Below are 16,968 nucleotides of genomic sequence, written 5' to 3' on the forward strand. Positions count from 1 at the left end.
GACATACCCTCGCCGACCTGACCTGCGGATCCGGGGAAACCCGGAGAAGGTCCCCCGCCGCGGCCCCGCTCAGCCGGCCTGGGTCAGCCCGTCGACAAACCCCGCAACGCGCTCGAAGGTCTCCGCCGCGCCGGTCAGCGTCAGGCCGCGGGTGACGGCGACGTGCTCCATGCCGGCGACTGTCTGCAGTTGCGCGGCGACGCCCGCCGCCTGCAGCGCCGCATGGAACTTGCGGGCGTCATCGGCGAGCACCTCGCCCTCGCCGAGACTGACCAGGGTTGGCGGAAAGCCCTCCAGCGTGGCGAACAGCGGCGAGGCCAGCGGGTCGCTCGACGCATGCCCCTGCAGATAGAGATCCGCGGCGGTCTCGGCGGATTCCTGGGAGAACAGCGGATCGGTCGCGGCGTTGGTCCAGTAGCTTCCGGCGCTGACCGTCAGGTCCAGCCAGGCCGACAACAGGATCAGGCCGGCCGGGGCCGCGCCCTCCCCCGCCGCCAGCGCCGTCAGGCTCGCGGCCAGCCCGCCGCCGGCGGAGTCGCCGGAGACGATCAGCGGCCGCGCACCCTCCCGGCGCAGCGCGCGATAGACCGTATGCGCGTCGTTCAGGCCGGCGGGGAACGGGTGCTCGGGGGCCAGCCGATAAGTCGGGCAGACCACCTCGACGCCGCAGCGGGCGGCGAGCGCGGCGGCGTAGGGGCCGATCATCTCCGGGCAGCCGAGGCGGAAGCCGCCGCCGTGCAGGTGCAGGACCAGGCCGCGCGCCGGCCCCGACGGCCGAAAGCGCAGCACGCGGACGCCGTCCAGCGAGGTCTCCTCGGGCGCGGGCGTCGTGCGCCAGGTCCCGGCCGCCACCGCGCCGGTCATCCCCTCGCGACGCGCGGCGACCTCCGCCGGCGCCGGACGGCCCGCACGCTCCGGCGGCAGCCGCAGATCGGTCGCCTGCTTTGCGGTCTGGCTCATCGCTGCGCCGCCAGGCGGATGGCCGAGCCGAGGCCGGCGGCGGTGCGCGTGGCCCCGCGGCGCTTCAGCTCCGGGATGACGTAGTCGCCGAGCAGCTCGATCGACTTCATCACCGCCTCGTGCGGCAGGTAGCCGAACTTGGTGTAGCAGAGCACCTGGTCGACCCCGACCTCCTCGTATTTGAGGAACTTCTCGAGGCATTCCTCCGGCGTGCCGACGATCACCATGTCCTCCTTGTCGAACTGGGTGATGTCGAAGTCGCCGCGCGCCTGCTTGTCGAGCAACGGGAAGGCGCGCTTCTGATCATCCTCGCTCAGGTGCGCCAGCTCCCACTTGATGCTGAACTGGGCGACGGTGGTGTACCACCACCACATCGACTCCCAGAGCCGGTTCTGCTCGAACTTCGAGCGCGACTCCGCGCAGTGCACCAGGGTGTAGATGCCGGCCTTGTTGGTTCTCACGCTGGTCAGCGGCGTCGCGGTCTCCTGCGCCTGCCGGTAGATGTCGAGCAACGGCTTCAGCTTGCTGAGCGGCTGCAGGATCGAGAAGCACAAGAGGCCCAGGCCGTTCTCGCCGGCCATCCGCGCGGTGTCGGCCGACGAGGCCGCCATCCAGGCCGGCGGATGCGGGTACTGGTACGGCTTCGGGGTGACCATCCGCTTCGGGAAGTCGAGGTGTTCGGAGTGCTCCTCGTAGTACTCCTGCTCCCACATGCCGACGACCGAGCGGGCCGCGGCGCACATCTTCTCCTTGCTGCGGTCGCGGTCGACGCCGAAGGCGATCTGCTCCATCGGCGTCGAGCGGCCCATGCCCCATTCGACGCGCCCGCCGGAGAGCAGGTCGACGGTGGCGACCTTCTCGGCGACCCGGGCCGGGTGGATGAACTCGTGCGGCATCAGGGCCACGCCGAAGCCCAGCTTGATGTCCTTGGTGATCTGCGACAGCGCGCCCAGCACCACCTCGTTGCAGGGCATGTGCGAGCGGCCCTCGCGGAAGTGATGCTCGACGCACCAGACCGTCTCGAAGCCCTTCTTGTCGGCCAGGACGATCTGCTCGAGGCTTTCGCGGTAGGCCGCGCGTTCGGCGGTCCGCTGGCCCCAAGGATGTTGTCCTGCCCAGGGCTGGGGCGCTTCGATCTCGTACAGCAGTCCGAGTTCCATGACGTTCTCCTGGCCTGCTCAGACTTGCGGGTTGCGCTTGTTGATCTCGAACGGCCGGGACCCGGCGCAGAACTTGGTGCTCAGCGCGGAGTCGACCGAGATGGTCTGGCCGGAGATCCCCGAAGCCAGGTCGCTCAGCAGGAAGACGATGGTGTTGGCGAGTTCGTCCGGCGTGGTCCAGACGATGCTCGGCGCGTTGGCGCCGGCCAGGGCCGCGCCGGCGTGCGGCGTGCTCGGTCGGTTCATCACCCGGTCGGTGGCGACCGCGCCCGGCTGCACCGTGTTGGCGCGGATCCCGTACTTGCCCCACTCGAAGGCCATGGTCCGGGTCAAGGCGGCGATGCCCGACTTGGCCGCGCCGTAGGGGCCGTGGAACGGCGCCGCGGCGATCGAGCTCACCGAGCCGACGTTGACGATCGACCCCGGCGCGTCGCGCCGGATCATCGAAGCCGCGGCGTCGCGGCAGATGCGGAAGACGTACTCGAGGTTCAGGTTCAGGGTGTCGCGGAACATCTCCGTCGACGTCTGCTCCAGCGGGATCCATTCCTCCGCCTTGGTGCCGCCGGCGACGTTGACGACGCCGTCGAGCCGGCCGAACCGGCCGACCACTGTTGCGACCAGCGGATCGGTCTGGGCGGCGTCCATCAGGTTGGCGACGACCCCGTGGCAGCGGCCGCCGGCCGCCTCGACGTCGGCGATCGTCAGATCGAGGATCTCCTGGGCCTGGTCGACGGCGACCACCGTCGCGCCCGTCGCGGCCAGCCGCCGCGCGGTCGCCCCGCTGATGCCGCCGCGGGCCGCGCCGCACAGCAGCACCACGCGTCCTTCTAGATCGATGCATATGGCCATGCGTCAGCCTCCCTGGGCTCCGGGCCGCCGTCTGTCGCGGCAATCCTTTTGCATTATCGAAAATGGCAGTGTAATATAGATAGTGATCCCGCTAACCGGATCTGTCAAACCCACCCGCCTCCAGGAATCCGCGTGCCAAGACCTGCGCTGTCCGCCTCGCGCGGCGTCGATATTCTGGATTTCCTCGCCGGCTTCCCGGGGCGCAGCTTCACGCTGTCGGAGATCGCCCGCGCCGCGAAGATCAACGTCGCCTCGTGCCATGCGGTGCTGAGCGCGCTGACCGAGCGCGGCTACCTGAGCCGCACCAGCCAACGCACCTATGCGCTGGGGCCCGCCCTGGTGGCCGTGGGGCACGCCGCGCTGAAGAGCCAACCGCTGGTCGCGCGGGCTCGCGAAGCGGCCGAGGAACTCGCCGCGGAGTTCGGCGTCGGCGTGCTACTGAGCGCGGTGGTCGGCGACGAGATCCTCGGCGTCGTGGCGATCGACACGCCCGACGGCCGCGACCCGGGCTTGCGGGTCGGCGAGCGCATGCCGCTGGCCCCGCCGGTCGGCGCGCCGTTCCTCGCCTGGTCCTCGGCCGAGGCGATCGACGCCTGGATCGCCCGCCGGGCCGGCGCCGCCGACGCCCAGCTAGTGGCGGAATGGCGCGAAGCGCTGGCGACGATCCGCCGCCGCGGCTTCCAGGTGACGCTGCGCGCGCCGGACAGCTCGGAGCTGGCGTCGCTGATGGCCGAGATGGCCTCCGGCCGGCAGGCCCCGCAGTACAAGGACCAGATGATCCGCCTGGTCGGCTCGCTGGACCACCACCTCTCGCAGCCGGCCGAGCTCCAGCCCGACGCGCTCTACGACATCGTGCTGATCGCCGCCCCGATCTTCGACCAGAACGGCGAAGCGGCGTTCAACCTCTGCCTCGGCGGCTTTCCCGAGCCGGTCAGCGGCGCGCGGATCCAGGCCTACGCCGACCGGCTGGTCCGCACCTGCGTGCAGATCATGCGCGAGAACCGCACCCAGGCGGCGTAGACGCGGCTTAGCCGACAAAGACCGTCATCCCCGACGGCCTGAAAGGCCGATCCGGGACCCAGGGCGGCCGTGCGCACCGCTCCTGGGTCCCGGCTCTCCGCTTCGCTACGGCCGGGATGACGGAGTGATTTAGCCTGCGTCCATGTAAGGGGCGCTCAGCTCTGCTTCGCCCCACCCTCGCCCAGGCCGACGCGGACGAACTCGGCGCCCGCTTCGCCGGCGCGCAGGCTGTAACGGGTGTCCTTCGGCACGAACAGCGCATCGCCGAAGCCCAGCGCTTGGTCGCCGAAGGTCAGGTCGCCGGACAGGACATAGATCACCTCGTCCTCCGGATGGCTGTGCGGCGGCTCGAAGTGGTGCGGCTCGTAGCGGCTGCGCTGCATGTTCGGCCGGCCGGCGACGCCGCCGGGCAGCAGCGACTTTAGAGCACCCGCGGCTCGCCGGCCTTGGCCCGGCCGGGCCAGTCGGCCGAGGTCTCCCGCCACTCCTGGTCCGCGTCGCGGACGACGATGACGCTCATCGCTTCAATCCTCGCCTCAGACCGCGATGTTGTAGAGCTTGGCGGCGTTGCCGGAGAGCACCTTGACCTTCTCCTCTTCGGTCAGGCCGGCCATCGCCTTGTCCATATCGTCGACCGGATAAAGGCAGACGGGATGCGGGAAGTCGGTTTCGAACAGGACGTTGTCGACCCCGACCGACCGGATCTGGCGCGTCAGGTCGCGCCGCTCGAACCAGAAGCAGGCGTGGAAGTTGGTGGTGAAGTATTCGCTGGGCAGGCGCTGCAGCTTGGCGACGTTGGCGCCGGTCTCCTTGTACTCGTAGTCGATCGCCTCCAGCAGGAAGGGGATCCAGCCGATCCCGCTCTCGACCGAGACGAACTTCAGCTTCGGGAACCGGTCGAGCAGGCCCGACAGGATCAGGTTGCCCATCACCCGGCCGTTGTTGATGAACAGCATCGCTCCGCCGAGCGCGGCGCGCATGTCGTAGTGCAGGCCCGGCCAGCCCTGGGCGCCGACGAAGTCCATCGACTGCTCGGAGGCGCCGATGTGGAAATTGACCGGCATGTCATAGGCGACACAGGCCTCCCACATCGGGGCCCAGTGATCCTGGCCGAGATCCGGCAGCCGGCTGCCGTCGGCGCGGATCAGGTAGTGCGGGTCGGAGTTGATGTTGATCCCCTTCAGGCCCATCCGATGGGCCCGCTCGATCTCCGCCACCGATAGGTCGACGTCCCACCAGGGGATCAGCGCCATCGGGAAGATCCGCTCGCCGCTGTCGCGCTGAATCTCGGCCATGGCGTCGTTGAAAAGCTGCACGCTGATCAGGCGCAGCTCTTCATCGACCTTGACCGCGTTCTGGCCGCCGAAGCCGAGGATGTTCGGGTAGAGGATCTGCGCGCTGATCCCCATGTCGTCCATCATCAGCACCCGCTCGCGGGTCGAGTGCGAGGCCGGGTGCACCTCCTCGAACTGGTGGTTGATGAACTCGAGCCCCGGCCACTTGGTGTTCTCCTTGGTCACCGTCGAGGCCGGGATCGCGCCCTTCAGCAGGATCTTGTCGCCGTCGATCACCCAGGAGCGGACGCCGTCGATCACCTTCACCTGCGGCACCCGGTCCTTGAACTTGGCCGGCGCGCGCTTGGTCCAGAGGTCGTGCGGCTCGACCAGATGGGTGTCGACGTCGATCACCTTGCGGCCGCCGAAGACCGCCGGGTTGTTCAGAATGGGCTTGTTCATGGCGGGAGTCCTTCGAACTTGGTGTTGCTTTAGCCGCGCGCGAGCGGCGAGACCGAGACGGGCACGTCCATGCGTCCGACCCGCGGGATGTCGATGGTCATGACGTCGCCCGGCGCGACCGGCCCGACGTCGGCGGCCCCGGAGAAGATCACGTCCCCGGGGTAGAGGGTCATCACCGTCGAGGCGAAGGCGACCAGCTGCGCCGGGCTGCCCGTCAGGTCGCTAAAACTGCGCTCGCCGCGCGGCTCGCCGTTGACGAAGAAGGTGTAGCCGAGCGCCGACGGATCCGGGATCTCGTCGGCGGTGACCAGGCACGGGCCGAGGACGCCGTAGGTGTCGAACGACTTGCAGAAGGTGAAGAACTCCTTCTCCTCCTTCATCGTCATGTCCAGCGCGCAGGTATAGCCCGCTACATAGGTCAGCGCCTCGGCCTCGCTGACGTTGGTGCATTGACGGCCGATGACGATCGCCAGCTCCGGCTCGTGCAGGGTGGTGCGGTCGGTCCAGCGGATCTGCACCCCGTCGCCCTCGCCGGCGGCGGCGCTGGTCATCTTGAACAGAAAGCCCATCATGCCGAGCGGGGCCCCATGGTGCGACCAGTTGCCGACGCCGCAGACGAACTTGCCGGGATTGGCCACCGGCGACAGCAGCCGCACCTCCTCGCGCGGGATCAGCGGCGCGTCGGAGGCCAGCGCCGCCATGCGCGGCCGCAAGGCCTCGAGGTTGGCGATCAGCTGGTCGCCCGGCGGCAGCGGCCAGCGCAGCGCCGGCAGATCCTCCGTCACGGCGGTAACGTCGCGCACGCCGCCATCCTCCAGCAGCCCGAGCCGCGGCGTGGCGTTCGCGTCGACCTTCAAGGTGAACCGGCAGATCCGCATCGCGCCTCCTCCCTCTCGCCCGCCTCGCCGCGCTCCAGCGCGATCTATTGCAATGGCGATATTGATTTCGTTTATTGCGATATCGTGAGCCTGAGACGCGGGATTGTCAAACCTCCGATCGCCATCGAGGCTGGGCGTCGGCTCGCTTGACGCCGCGGTCGGTATTTCGGTACAATTTTCGCAATAACGAATATTGTGTCGCAGCCTGAGACGGCCCGCCGGAGGAGACCATCATGACCAGCACGCCCGCCGGATCCTCGCCCTCGACTACGGACGCCAGGCCCCTGAGCGGCATCAAGGTGGTCGAGGTGGCGATGTGGGCCTTTGTGCCCGCCGCTGGCGGCATGCTGTCGGACCTGGGCGCCAGCGTGATCAAGATTGAGCCGCCCACCGGCGATCCGCTGCGCGGCCTGAAGATCCAGGCGGCGAGCGCGACCAACGGCTTCGATATGTCCTGGGAGGCCTATAACCGTGGCAAGCGCAGCGTCGCGCTCGACCTGCGCCAGCCGCAGGGCGTCGAGGTGCTCTACAAGCTGATCGCCGACGCCGACGTCTTCCTGACCAACCTGCTGCCGCCGGCGCGGCGCAAGATGAAGATCGACGTCGAGGACATCCGCGCCCGTAACCCGAACATCATCTACGCCGTCGGCAGCGCCACCGGCCGCCGCGGCCCGGAGGGCGAGAAGGGCGGCTACGACTCGATCAGCTTCTGGGCGCGCGGCGGGGTCGCCGCCGCCGTCACGGCCGACGGCGCCGCCTACCCGGCCCAGCCGCCGGGCCCGGCCTATGGCGACGTGACCAGCGGCGCCATGCTGGCGGCCGGCGTCTCCGCCGCGATCGCCCAGCGGGCCATGACCGGCCACGCCTCGGTGGTCGACGTTTCGCTGCTCGGGACCGCGGCCTGGTCGATGCAGCGCGCGATCATGCAGGCCACCGCCCAGGGAACCCGCGGCCTGACCAAACCCAAGCGGGATCAGCTGATAAACCCGCTGGTGAACATCTACCGCACCAGCGACGACCGCTACCTGTCGCTGTGCATGCTGCAAAGCGACAAGTACTGGGGCCGCTTCTGCGAGCTGGCGGGGCGTCCGGATCTGGCGACCGACGACCGCTTCGCGAGCTCCGAAGCCCGCGCGCGGCATGGCGGCGCCGGGGTCGCCGAGCTCGACGCCATCTTTGGCGCCCGCACGCTCGCCGAGTGGCGCGAGATCCTGCTGCAGCAGGACGGCCAGTGGGAGGTCGTGCAGGAGGTCGGCGAGCTCAAGGACGATGCGCAGGTCCAGGCCAACGAGATCCTGCAGCCGGTGGACTATCCCGACGGCCGGCAGCTCTACATGGTCAGCGTGCCGGCGCAGTTCGACGGCGCGCCACTGCGGGCCCGTCCGGCGCCCGACGTCGGCGCCCATAGCGACGAGGTGCTGGCGGAGCTCGGCTACGACGAAGACGCGATCATCGATCTGAAGGTCGCGGGCGTCGTGCTGTGAGCGCGTCAGCGTCCGCACCGCCCCGCCAGCTGCCGGCGCTGGAGCCCGACACCGCCTTCTTCTGGACGGCCGGCGCTGAAGGCCGCCTGAAGATCAGCCGCTGCCAGGATTGCGGCCGCTATCAACACCCGCCCCTGCCCCGCTGCCCGACGTGCGGCGGCGAGGTCGCGCCCGAGCCGGTGTCCGGCCGCGGCCGAGTGGCGACCTTCACCATCAACCAGCAGGCCTGGGTCCCCGGCCTGGCGGTGCCGTTCGTGTTCGCCGCCGTCGAGCTGGCCGAACAGGCCGAACTCTACGTCTTCACCAACATCATCGGCTGTCCGCCGGAGGACGTGCGGATCGGCATGCCGGTCGAGGTGAGCTTCGAGCCGCACGGCGAGATCTATCTGCCGCTGTTCCAGCCGACCGGAGGCGCCGATGTCGGCTGAAACCTATCCTGAGAAGCAGGTCTGCATCACCGGCGTCGGCCAGTCCGAAGTCGGCCGCCCGTCCAGCCGCAGCGCGCTGCAACTGACCCTCGACGCCTGCTTGGCGGCGATCGCCGACGCCGGCCTGACGCCGGCGGACATCGACGGCCTGACCACCTATCCCGGCCCTTCGCAGGAGGGCGGCGGCATCTCGCCGGTCGGGGCGACCGAGACCATGCTGGGGCTCGGCCTGGAGCCGACCTGGGTCGGCGCCTCGACCGAGGGCCACGCGCACATGGGCGCGATCATCAGCGCCATCCAGGCGATCGCCTCGGGGCTGTGCCGCCACGTGCTGGTGTTCCGCACCGTCGCCCAGGCCAGCGCGCGGGCCAAGGTGCACCACGCCGCCGTGCTCGGCGGCGGCGACAAGTCGACGCCGGCGCGCGGGGCCAACGCCTGGACCCTGCCGTTCAACGCGCTGTCGCCGGCGAACATGTACGCGCTCTACGCCCAGGCCTATTTCGCCAAGTACGGAGCGACCTCGGAGCAGTTGGGCGCGATCGCCGTCAACAGCCGCAAGATGGCGGCGCTTAACCCCAACGCCATCTACCGGAAGCCGATCACGATCGAGGACTATCTGGCCTCGCGGGTGATCTCTTCGCCGCTGCGGCTCTACGACTGCGACACCCATATCGACGGCTCGACGGCGATCCTGCTGTCGCGTCGCGACGTCGCCAAGGACCTCGCCCGGCCGCCGATCGAGATCGAGGCGATGGGCATGGCGCTCGGCGGCCTCGGCTTCGGCCTGCACCGTGGCGACTTCACCACCCTGGCCGCCGACCGGGCCGGGGCGATGATGTGGTCGCGCACCGACCTCAAGCCGGCGGACGTCGACGTCGCCCAGATCTACGACGGCTTCTCGATCCTCACCCTGATCTGGCTGGAAAGCCTGGGCCTATGCGGCCGCGGTGAAGCCGCCGCCTTCGTCGAGGGCGGAACCCGCATCGGCCTGGACGGCGTGCTGCCGATGAACACCAGCGGCGGCCAGCTGTCCGCCGGCCGGTTCCACGGCTTCGGCCACACCTATGAGGCCTGCCTGCAGCTGTGGGGCCGCGCCGGCGAGCGCCAGGTCCGCGACGCCCAGGTCTGCGCCGTCAGCAACGGCGGCTACGGCTACGGCGCGCTGCTGCTGAAGCAGACCGCCTGACGGACCGCCGCCCGGCGCCGCCCTATCCGGCGCCGGGTTTAACTTCGGATGGTTCGGTTCAACTGCCTGACGCTCAAGCTTCCTGTCCGTGGGCCTGGCCCGCGGTTGGGAAAGGAAGGCGATGTCCGCGCCGCCGCACGACGACGTGCGCATGACCCGCGAGATGCTGGCGTTGGCGCCGAAGCTGAGATCGCGCGCCTGGACGCTCACCCGCGGCCGCGGCGACGCCGACGACCTGGTGCAGGAGACGCTGCTCCGCGCCTGGCAGTTCCGCCACACCTTCCACGACGGGACCAACCTCAAGTTCTGGCTCTACCGGATCTTGCGCAACGTCTTCCTGGCCGACGTCGCCAAGCCGAAAGCCGTGCAGGATGTCGACGGCAAGTTCACCGCGCGGCTGGCGCAGGAGCCCGACCAGGAATGGCGGCTGCGCTTCAGCGAATTGCGGAACGGCCTGGCGAAGCTGCCGGCGCTGAACGGCGAGGCGCTGGTGCTGGTGGCCGCCTCCGGCCTGACCTACGACGAGGCCGCCGCAGTGCTAGGATGCTCCGCCGGCACCGTGAAAAGCCGGGTCAACCGGGCGCGCGAGCGGCTGGCGGAAACCCTCGACCTCGAGATCGAAGGCCCGCGGCACGGCATCGCCAGACCGACGCGTCTGGCCGGCGCGCGGTGACCTGCCCGGTCCAACGCGCGAAAATCACCCTCCGCCGAAGTGTCTGCGACCGGACATACGTGAACCATGTTCGATGAGATGGTGACCACCGGCCGGCAGGCTGGGAGCGAAACGTCCGCAAACAAGAGCATCCCCGGGCGCGACGTCGCCCGGGCGAAGCCTTACTCCGCGGCCACCGGCGTCGCCGCCGGCTCGATGCTCACCGGCACCCCCGAATAGCGCGCCATCCCCGTCACCGGATCGACCTGGCGGATGCTGGTCAGCAGGTTGACGTTGGCGTCGACATGGCCGTGCGGAATGGAGACGACGCCGGAGCGGACCTTGCCGTCGACCCGGGCCTTGGCGCGGATCTCCCCGGCTTCGGTGCGGACCGTCACCAGCTGGCCGTCGGCGACGCCGAGCGACGCCGCGTCGCCGGGGTTCAGCAGGATGTCCGAAACGTCGCCCAGGAACAGCAGCTGGGCGTTGACGTGCCGCCGCTGGCGGCGCGGGATCAGCCGCAGCGGCGCAGGCCCGTCAGCTTCCGCCAGCTGCGCGCGGCTCACCGCCGTCAACTGGTCGACCAGGATCTGTGGCGCCAGCCGCCAGCCGCCCAGCCGTTCGATGTGGTCGTCGACCCAGGCCGCGGGCAGTTCCGGCGCGGCGACCTCGACGTAGCGCTTCTCCGAAAGCTCGCCGAAGCTGCAGCGCGCATAGGGCATCAGGTTGGCCAGCACGGCGTCGTCCGCGCCCTCGGCCCGGTCGTCCGCCGGCAGCCCGGCCGGCGGCTCGAAGCCCATCCGCCGGATCAGCTCCGACAACATCCACCAGGCCGCGCGACGGTCGCCGATCGGGGCGATCGACGCCGGCGCATACTGGGCGTCCACCCGCGGGCTGAGGAAATCCCACAGGGCGAAGTCCGGCCGCTCCAGCTGGCCCTTGGTCGGCAGCACGTGGGTCGAGAGCGCCGTGGTCTCGTTCTCGATGATCTCCAGCGTCGCGAACACCTCCAGCTTCTTGAGCGCCGCACCGAGCGCATTCGCATCAGGGAACGAGCGGATCATGCTGCCGCCGAGATTGACGAAGGCGCGGATGTGCCCGGCGTTGATCTCGTCCGGCAGCGCGGCGCACGGCCAGTCGCCGACGAAGCTCGGCAGCTCCGGCCGGCTCTTCGGCCCGGGACCGAACGGCTCGGTGATGACCGGCAGCGGGGCGGCGTCCATCGGCGCGTTAAAGCCGGGGTGAAACCAGGTCCCGCCGGGCCGATTCATCGAGTCGGTCAGGATCATCAGCACCCAGGCGAGCCATTGGGTGAGGTTGCCCCCTTCCGACATGGTCACGCCGGTGCCGGTCTCCACCGCCAGCCGGCCGGCCTTGCGCACCGAGGCCAGCAGGTCGGCGAGGTCGCCGGTCGTGACGCCGCTGATCCGCGCGGCCTGCGCCGCGTCGAACGGCTCGACCGCCGCGCGCAGCGCCTCGGCGTCCACCGTACGACTGGCCAGCCCCGCAGCGTCGGCGCCCGCGCGCAGCAGGTCGCGGACCAGGTAGGCGAGGATGGCGTAGTCCGTGCCCGGCAGCGGCGCCATGTGGCGCGAGGCGAAGCCGGCGGTCTCGCTTTCGCGCGGGTCGATCACCCAGACCTCGCCGCGCGCCGCAGCGGCCTTGATGGTCGGCGCCGGGTTCGGCATCGCCACCGTGTGGCCGTGCGAGATCATCGGGTTGATGCCGATGTAGACGACCAGGTTCACCCGCTCGTAGTCCGGACGGACGCTGAAGCCGGGAAAGCCGCCGACCAGGGTCGCCACCAGGGTCTTGGCGGTGCCGTCGATGGTCAGCGGGCTGAACTTGGCCGGCGTGCCGATCGCCGCCTGCAGTTTCTCGGACATCCGGTATCCGGCGGCGTCCATGCCCAGGCCGCTGCCGAAGAAGATGCCCACCGCCTCCGGGCCGTGCCGGTCGATCACCGCGCGCAGCTTGCCGGCCAGGTCGTCCAGGCAGGCGTCCCAGCTCACCGGCGCCTGCGCGCCGTCGGCGCCGCGCATCAGCGGCCGCTCGATGCGCTGTGGGTGATGATGGACTTGTCCGAGCGCGCGACCCTTCGGGCAGGTGTAGCCGTGGGTCACCGGGTGGTCGCGGTCGCCGCGCACCTTGACCACCTCGTCGCCGTCGATGTCGATGAGGATGCCGCATTGGGAGGTGCAGATCCGGCAGTAGCTGCGTTCCGTGCGGAGGGCGCGTTCAGACACCGGCTCACCTGTCGTCGTTTCCCGCGGCCGGACCGCCGGCCACCCCTTAATTGGCGCGATTTAAGCACTCGCTTAAGAACGGCTGTCAATGTTGACGCGACGTCGCCCCGGCCGCGTCGGAGCTGTACAAAGGCGGCGAGCGAAACCGGTGGAGACACGCGCGATGACATCCGAGCGGCGCAACGGCGAGGAGAGCGCCCGCACGCGCACCGCCATCCTCGACGCCACCGCCCAGATCATGCGCGAGGAAGGCTACGCCGCGGTCAGCTCGCGCAAGGTGGCCGAGCGGGCCGGCCTGAAGTCGCAGCTCGTCCACTACCATTTCGGCACGATGGACGAGCTCTTCCTCGCCCTCTACCAGCGCTACGAGCAACAGCACTTCGCGCGGCACGCTCAGGCGCTCGCCTCGCGCAATCCGCTGAGGGCGCTGTGGGATCTGAGCGTCGACGCCGCCGGCGCCGAGCTGTCGCTCGAGTTCATCGCCCTGGCCAACCACCGCAAGGCGATCCGCAAGGAGATCGCCCGCTCCACCGAACGCTATCGCAGCCTGCAGGTCGCCGTGGTCTCGCGGTTCGCCGAAGATCTCGCCCTGTCGCCGGACGACATGCCGGCCGACGTGCTGTGCTTCCTGATGGTCGCCACCTCGCGCGCCCTGATCACCGAGGCGGCGGTCGGCGTTTCAGCCGGCCACGCTTCGATGCGCGCCTACATCGAACGTCAACTGCAGGCGCTCGAAGCGCGCACGCCCAAGGCTTGAGCGAGCGCTTAAGCTCTCGCCGGGCGCCCTGACCGACACGCGTTGAGGCTCGACCGTTGCACGCGGGCAACGCCGACACCTTTTTCACGATCGTAAATTCCATTTGACCGAACAAGATTACCTCGGTCCATTACAATACAGAAATAGAGTCGAGGCGGACCAGATAACCGCCAGTCGCAGGGGAGTGAAAAGGCCAAACTAAGAGTTGTGCGCCCTGCTCGCGCGGCGCGATCGCTGGTCGCGTCGAGTTGACCGCGAACACAGCCGCCGCAGGGACAGTGTTAACGCCAGGCCGGACGGTCGCACCGTCCGCCTAGGGGATTTGCGTGCACCGCGTACTCACAAAATGACGCCGGCGGCTTCGGCCCGCGGCAAGTCAAACGCGAAAGAACTTTGGGAGAGGGAGGCTGATGAAACAACGCCAAGCAAGAGCCGCGCTTTTTGTAACGAGCGCCATCACCGCGCTGGTCGGCGCCGCGCCGGCATTCGCACAGAGCACCTTGAACGAGGTCGTCGTGACCGCCCGGCGCGTCGAAGAGCGCCTGCAGGACGTCCCGATCTCGATCACCGTCTACAACCAGGATCAGCTTGATCAGCGCAACATCGTCACCGCGACCGACCTGGCGACCTACACGCCGTCGCTGACCACCAACCAGCGGTTCGGCCCGGAAAAGAGCTCGTTCGTCATCCGCGGCTTCACCCAGGAGTCCGGCACCTCGCCGTCCGTCGGCGTCTATTTCGCCGACGTGGTGCTGCCGCGCGCGCAAGGCGGCACGACCTCGGGCAGCAGCCCCCTGCCGGGCGCCTTCTTCGACCTGCAGAACGTGCAGGTGCTGAAAGGACCGCAAGGCACGCTGTTCGGCCGCAACACCACCGGCGGCGCGGTGCTGCTGGTGCCGCAGAAGCCGGTCGACCGCTATGAAGGCTTCGTCGAGGGCTCGCTCGGCAACTACGACATGTGGCGGACGTCGGCGGTGGTGAACCTGCCGCTGGCCGAGACGCTGCGCGTGCGCATGAGCGTCGATCGCCAGAAGCGCGGCGGCTACATGAAGAACAAGTCCGGCATCGGACCGAGCAGCTACAACGACGTCGACTACTGGGCGGCGCGGCTCGGCATCGTCGCCGACCTGTCTGAGGACATCGAGAACTACACGATCTTCGCCTACAACAACTCGTACGGGCGCGGCTACGCCTCGCGCATCGAGTTGTGCCGGGCGAGCGGCGCCTCCGGCGGCGGCGCCTTGCTGGGCCCGTTGGCCTGCGCCCAGATCGCCAGACAGAACGCGCGCGGCGACGGCCGGCTCGACGTCGAGGTCAACAACCCCAAGCCGTTGATCGACCTGAGCCAGATCCAGGGCATCAACACGACCACCTGGCGGGCGAGCGAGGCCCTCACGGTCAAGAATATCATCAGCTATTCGGAGTTCCGGGAGCGCGCCAGCTTCAGCCTGAACGGGGAGAACTTCCGCATCCCCACTGGACTTCCGGGTGCGGGCCAGCCGTTCAACTACATCCTGCTCAATCCGCCCCCGCAGCCGGGCGGCGGCAACTCCATCCAGTCGACCTTCACCGAGGAACTGCAGTTCCAGGGCAACCTCTGGGAAGACCGGTTCGTCTGGCAGGCCGGCGGGTACTTCGAACTCAGCGAGCCGATGGGCTTCAGCGAAGGCTACACGGCGATCCTGCTGTCCTGCACGGACGTGCGGACGCTGCAGTGCATCAACCCGACCGGCGGCGGCCAGGTCTCCTGGTCGCGCACCAAGACGAAATTCGACAACAAGGGCCTCTACGGCCAAGGCACCTTCAAGATCACCGACCGGCTCAGCCTGACGGGCGGGATCCGCTACACCTTCGACAAGATCAAATCGACCGGTGAGAGCACCCGCATCCGCATCCGCCCGGGCGCGGTCGGCGGCTTCCAGGACATCGTCTGTAACGACACCCTGCGCTTTAACGTGCCCGACGGTCCGGACCCGGGCACCTCGCCCGATCCGCTGGTCGTCTCCTCGCCGGAGGCATGCCGCCTTAGCCTCAAGCAGAAGTCGGACAAGCCGACCTGGCTGATCGACCTCGACTACAAGCCGATCGACGACGTCCTGCTCTACGCCAAGTACGCCCGCGGCTACCGCCAGGGCGGCATCAACATGACCAACGTCGGCATCGAAACCTGGGGCCCGGAAAAGGTCGACTCCTACGAAGTCGGCGGCAAGGCCAGCTTCGGCGGATCCTTCCCCGGCTATTTCAACATCGCCGCCTTCTACAACGACTTCCAGGAACAGCAGATCACCGCGAACCTGATCGCCAGGCCCGAGAGCGGTCTCGCCGGGGGCAATGCGATCGTCAACGCGGGTAAGTCGACCATCTGGGGGATCGAGGTCGACTCGTCCGTCACGCTGTTCGAGGACCTGCGGTTCGACCTCGGCTACGCCTACCTCGATACCGAGCTGAAAGAGATCGACATCCCGACCCTGCCGGCCGACAGCCCGTTCCTGCAGGTCATCCCGACCGCCGAGGTGGGCCGGCCGCTGTCGTTCTCGCCGAAGAACCGGGTGACGCTGACCGCCAGCTATCGGCTGCCGCTGTCGGAAGACCTGGGCGACCTGTCGATCGGCGCGACCTACGTCTACACCGACCCGCAGAGCGCCACCTCGTCGCAGGTGTCTCCGCTCTGGAAGTTGCCGTCGACCAACCTGCTCAATCTCAACATCGACTGGAAGAACATCGGCGGCCGGCCCGTCGACCTCTCGCTGTTCGCGACCAACGTCACCGACGAGATCTATCCGGTGTCGGTCGGCAGTTCGTTCATCTCCGCGGGCTTCGAGAGCGTCCTTTACGGGCCGCCGCGGATGTACGGCATGCGTCTGCGCTATCGGTTCGGCGCTGACAGCTAACGACTTCTCCCCCCGGCGCGCGTCCCCGGACGCGCGCCGGCTCTTTTTCTACGCGGCGCAGGCCGCGCCCGACCCTGTCCAGCCTGACTCAACGCCAGTCAGGCTGGACAGGGTCGTCGTGTTTGAGCGGGTCGGCTTACGTCGGACGTCAGGAGGCCTGAGCCGCCCGCGCGGCGCTCGCGGCCTGTCGGGCCTGCGCCGCCTCCAGCAGCGCGCAGCGGCCGCAGCGCTTCGTCTTGCCGAGGCAAAGACAAGCGGGCTTCGGCGCACTCAGGGTGCGGGGCGCGGCGTCGCGGGTCACCCCGCCATTGGCCCCGAACGCGCGGCCCGGGTCAATGAGGGCCGGCCGCCCCGCCCGCCGTGCGACAAGACGCGCCCGGGGCGCGGGGTTTCGGTCCCTGCCCGCCTCCCCATCTGCCGGCCCTCGCAACCACCGACGGAGACGCCATGCCCCTCCGCAACGCCTCGGATGTCTCCGGCCACGAGCCCGGCTGCGATCAGGAGATCCGCGCCGGCGACCTCGTCACCGCCGGCCGGAGCCACTACGAGGTGCTGGCGATCCACGTTGGCAAGGCCTGGCTACGCGACGTCGAGACCGGCGCCGACCACATGGCCCTGCTCAGCCGCTGCCGCCTTGCCGAGGCGACGCAAGGCTTGGCGCCGGCGAGCAAATAGCCCGCCGCAAGCTAAAGCGGCGCCTGCGCGGAAAATTCACGTGCGC

At 69.1% G+C, this 16,968-nt stretch carries 15 protein-coding genes; 8 read left to right on the top strand and 7 right to left on the bottom strand.

The features are described 5' to 3' along the window. Positions 1-69: 69 nt before the first annotated feature. The 3 genes from ACSQ14_RS12365 to ACSQ14_RS12375 are packed head-to-tail and all read right to left on the bottom strand — an operon-like array spanning position 70 to position 2,969. On the bottom strand, positions 70-960 hold the full coding sequence (locus tag ACSQ14_RS12365) for an alpha/beta hydrolase fold domain-containing protein (protein ID WP_436013130.1): 891 nt from the start codon (positions 958-960) through the stop codon (positions 70-72). Continuing rightward, complete coding sequence (locus ACSQ14_RS12370; RefSeq protein WP_436013132.1) at positions 957-2,120, bottom strand: LLM class flavin-dependent oxidoreductase; 1,164 nt, start codon at positions 2,118-2,120, stop codon at positions 957-959. The genes ACSQ14_RS12365 and ACSQ14_RS12370 overlap by 4 nt, the downstream gene beginning before the upstream one ends. A gap of 18 nt (positions 2,121-2,138) precedes the next feature. Then, positions 2,139-2,969 carry an SDR family NAD(P)-dependent oxidoreductase gene (locus tag ACSQ14_RS12375; protein ID WP_436013134.1) on the bottom strand — a complete coding sequence of 277 codons (831 nt, stop codon included), beginning with the start codon at positions 2,967-2,969 and terminating at the stop codon, positions 2,139-2,141. 132 nt (positions 2,970-3,101) lie between these two features. Here ACSQ14_RS12375 and ACSQ14_RS12380 point away from each other — a divergent pair, with 132 nt between their 5' ends. Beyond that, on the top strand, positions 3,102-3,989 hold the full coding sequence (locus tag ACSQ14_RS12380) for an IclR family transcriptional regulator domain-containing protein (protein ID WP_436013136.1): 888 nt from the start codon (positions 3,102-3,104) through the stop codon (positions 3,987-3,989). A gap of 155 nt (positions 3,990-4,144) precedes the next feature. Here the strand turns inward: ACSQ14_RS12380 and ACSQ14_RS12385 are convergent, their stop codons facing one another. From ACSQ14_RS12385 to ACSQ14_RS12395, 3 genes are all read right to left on the bottom strand, one after another. After that, entirely contained in the window at positions 4,145-4,372 is a 228-nt protein-coding gene (locus tag ACSQ14_RS12385; RefSeq protein ID WP_436013138.1) for a cupin domain-containing protein, read from the bottom strand. 153 nt (positions 4,373-4,525) lie between these two features. Further along, the gene (locus ACSQ14_RS12390; RefSeq protein WP_436013140.1) at positions 4,526-5,725 is read right to left on the bottom strand and encodes an amidohydrolase family protein; all 1,200 of its coding nucleotides are present in this window, start codon (positions 5,723-5,725) and stop codon (positions 4,526-4,528) included. A gap of 29 nt (positions 5,726-5,754) precedes the next feature. Then, positions 5,755-6,603 (bottom strand): fumarylacetoacetate hydrolase family protein, encoded by an 849-nt coding sequence (locus tag ACSQ14_RS12395; RefSeq protein ID WP_436013142.1) that lies wholly within the window; start codon positions 6,601-6,603, stop codon positions 5,755-5,757. 233 nt (positions 6,604-6,836) lie between these two features. Between ACSQ14_RS12395 and ACSQ14_RS12400 the strand changes: the two genes are divergently transcribed. The 4 genes from ACSQ14_RS12400 (at position 6,837) to ACSQ14_RS12415 (ending at position 10,374) form a co-directional block, all read left to right on the top strand. After that, positions 6,837-8,087 (top strand): CaiB/BaiF CoA transferase family protein, encoded by a 1,251-nt coding sequence (locus ACSQ14_RS12400; protein WP_436013144.1) that lies wholly within the window; start codon positions 6,837-6,839, stop codon positions 8,085-8,087. Continuing rightward, positions 8,084-8,515, top strand: a complete 432-nt coding sequence (locus ACSQ14_RS12405) for a Zn-ribbon domain-containing OB-fold protein (RefSeq protein WP_436013146.1) — start codon at positions 8,084-8,086, stop codon at positions 8,513-8,515. Before ACSQ14_RS12400 ends, ACSQ14_RS12405 begins: the two co-directional genes overlap by 4 nt. After that, positions 8,505-9,701 (top strand): thiolase family protein, encoded by a 1,197-nt coding sequence (locus tag ACSQ14_RS12410; RefSeq protein ID WP_436013148.1) that lies wholly within the window; start codon positions 8,505-8,507, stop codon positions 9,699-9,701. Before ACSQ14_RS12405 ends, ACSQ14_RS12410 begins: the two co-directional genes overlap by 11 nt. Before the next feature lie 121 nt (positions 9,702-9,822). After that, the gene (locus ACSQ14_RS12415) at positions 9,823-10,374 is read left to right on the top strand and encodes a sigma-70 family RNA polymerase sigma factor (protein WP_436013150.1); all 552 of its coding nucleotides are present in this window, start codon (positions 9,823-9,825) and stop codon (positions 10,372-10,374) included. A 161-nt stretch (positions 10,375-10,535) separates the two neighbouring features. On the opposite strand, the gene ACSQ14_RS12420 is transcribed toward ACSQ14_RS12415, so the two are convergent. Beyond that, a complete protein-coding gene (locus tag ACSQ14_RS12420; protein ID WP_436013152.1) occupies positions 10,536-12,599 on the bottom strand; it encodes a molybdopterin-containing oxidoreductase family protein in 2,064 nt (687 codons plus the stop codon). Between the two features lie 163 nt (positions 12,600-12,762). Here ACSQ14_RS12420 and ACSQ14_RS12425 point away from each other — a divergent pair, with 163 nt between their 5' ends. The 3 genes from ACSQ14_RS12425 (at position 12,763) to ACSQ14_RS12435 (ending at position 16,922) form a co-directional block, all read left to right on the top strand. Beyond that, positions 12,763-13,356 (top strand): TetR/AcrR family transcriptional regulator, encoded by a 594-nt coding sequence (locus tag ACSQ14_RS12425; RefSeq protein ID WP_436013154.1) that lies wholly within the window; start codon positions 12,763-12,765, stop codon positions 13,354-13,356. Positions 13,357-13,766: 410 nt separating this feature from the next. Beyond that, positions 13,767-16,247, top strand: a complete 2,481-nt coding sequence (locus ACSQ14_RS12430) for a TonB-dependent receptor (protein ID WP_436013156.1) — start codon at positions 13,767-13,769, stop codon at positions 16,245-16,247. Between the two features lie 447 nt (positions 16,248-16,694). After that, positions 16,695-16,922, top strand: a complete 228-nt coding sequence (locus ACSQ14_RS12435) for a hypothetical protein (protein ID WP_436013158.1) — start codon at positions 16,695-16,697, stop codon at positions 16,920-16,922. The last annotated feature ends 46 nt before the right edge of the window (positions 16,923-16,968 follow it).

The sequence above is a fragment of the Phenylobacterium sp. LjRoot219 genome (assembly GCF_964252995.1).
Taxonomy (GTDB): Bacteria; Pseudomonadota; Alphaproteobacteria; order Caulobacterales; family Caulobacteraceae; genus Phenylobacterium.

What these genes read in the sequence shown, in the direction of transcription:
- ACSQ14_RS12430 (WP_436013156.1), top strand. Translation starts at nt 13,767, where the DNA reads ATGAAACAACGCCAAGCAAGAGCCGCGCTTTTTGTAACGAGCGCCATC.
- ACSQ14_RS12400 (WP_436013144.1), top strand. Translation starts at nt 6,837, where the DNA reads ATGACCAGCACGCCCGCCGGATCCTCGCCCTCGACTACGGACGCCAGG.
- ACSQ14_RS12415 (WP_436013150.1), top strand. Translation starts at nt 9,823, where the DNA reads ATGTCCGCGCCGCCGCACGACGACGTGCGCATGACCCGCGAGATGCTG.
- ACSQ14_RS12365 (WP_436013130.1), bottom strand. Translation starts at nt 960, where the DNA reads ATGAGCCAGACCGCAAAGCAGGCGACCGATCTGCGGCTGCCGCCGGAG.
- ACSQ14_RS12370 (WP_436013132.1), bottom strand. Translation starts at nt 2,120, where the DNA reads ATGGAACTCGGACTGCTGTACGAGATCGAAGCGCCCCAGCCCTGGGCA.
- ACSQ14_RS12410 (WP_436013148.1), top strand. Translation starts at nt 8,505, where the DNA reads ATGTCGGCTGAAACCTATCCTGAGAAGCAGGTCTGCATCACCGGCGTC.
- ACSQ14_RS12385 (WP_436013138.1), bottom strand. Translation starts at nt 4,372, where the DNA reads ATGCAGCGCAGCCGCTACGAGCCGCACCACTTCGAGCCGCCGCACAGC.
- ACSQ14_RS12435 (WP_436013158.1), top strand. Translation starts at nt 16,695, where the DNA reads ATGCCCCTCCGCAACGCCTCGGATGTCTCCGGCCACGAGCCCGGCTGC.
- ACSQ14_RS12390 (WP_436013140.1), bottom strand. Translation starts at nt 5,725, where the DNA reads ATGAACAAGCCCATTCTGAACAACCCGGCGGTCTTCGGCGGCCGCAAG.
- ACSQ14_RS12395 (WP_436013142.1), bottom strand. Translation starts at nt 6,603, where the DNA reads ATGCGGATCTGCCGGTTCACCTTGAAGGTCGACGCGAACGCCACGCCG.
- ACSQ14_RS12425 (WP_436013154.1), top strand. Translation starts at nt 12,763, where the DNA reads ATGACATCCGAGCGGCGCAACGGCGAGGAGAGCGCCCGCACGCGCACC.
- ACSQ14_RS12375 (WP_436013134.1), bottom strand. Translation starts at nt 2,969, where the DNA reads ATGGCCATATGCATCGATCTAGAAGGACGCGTGGTGCTGCTGTGCGGC.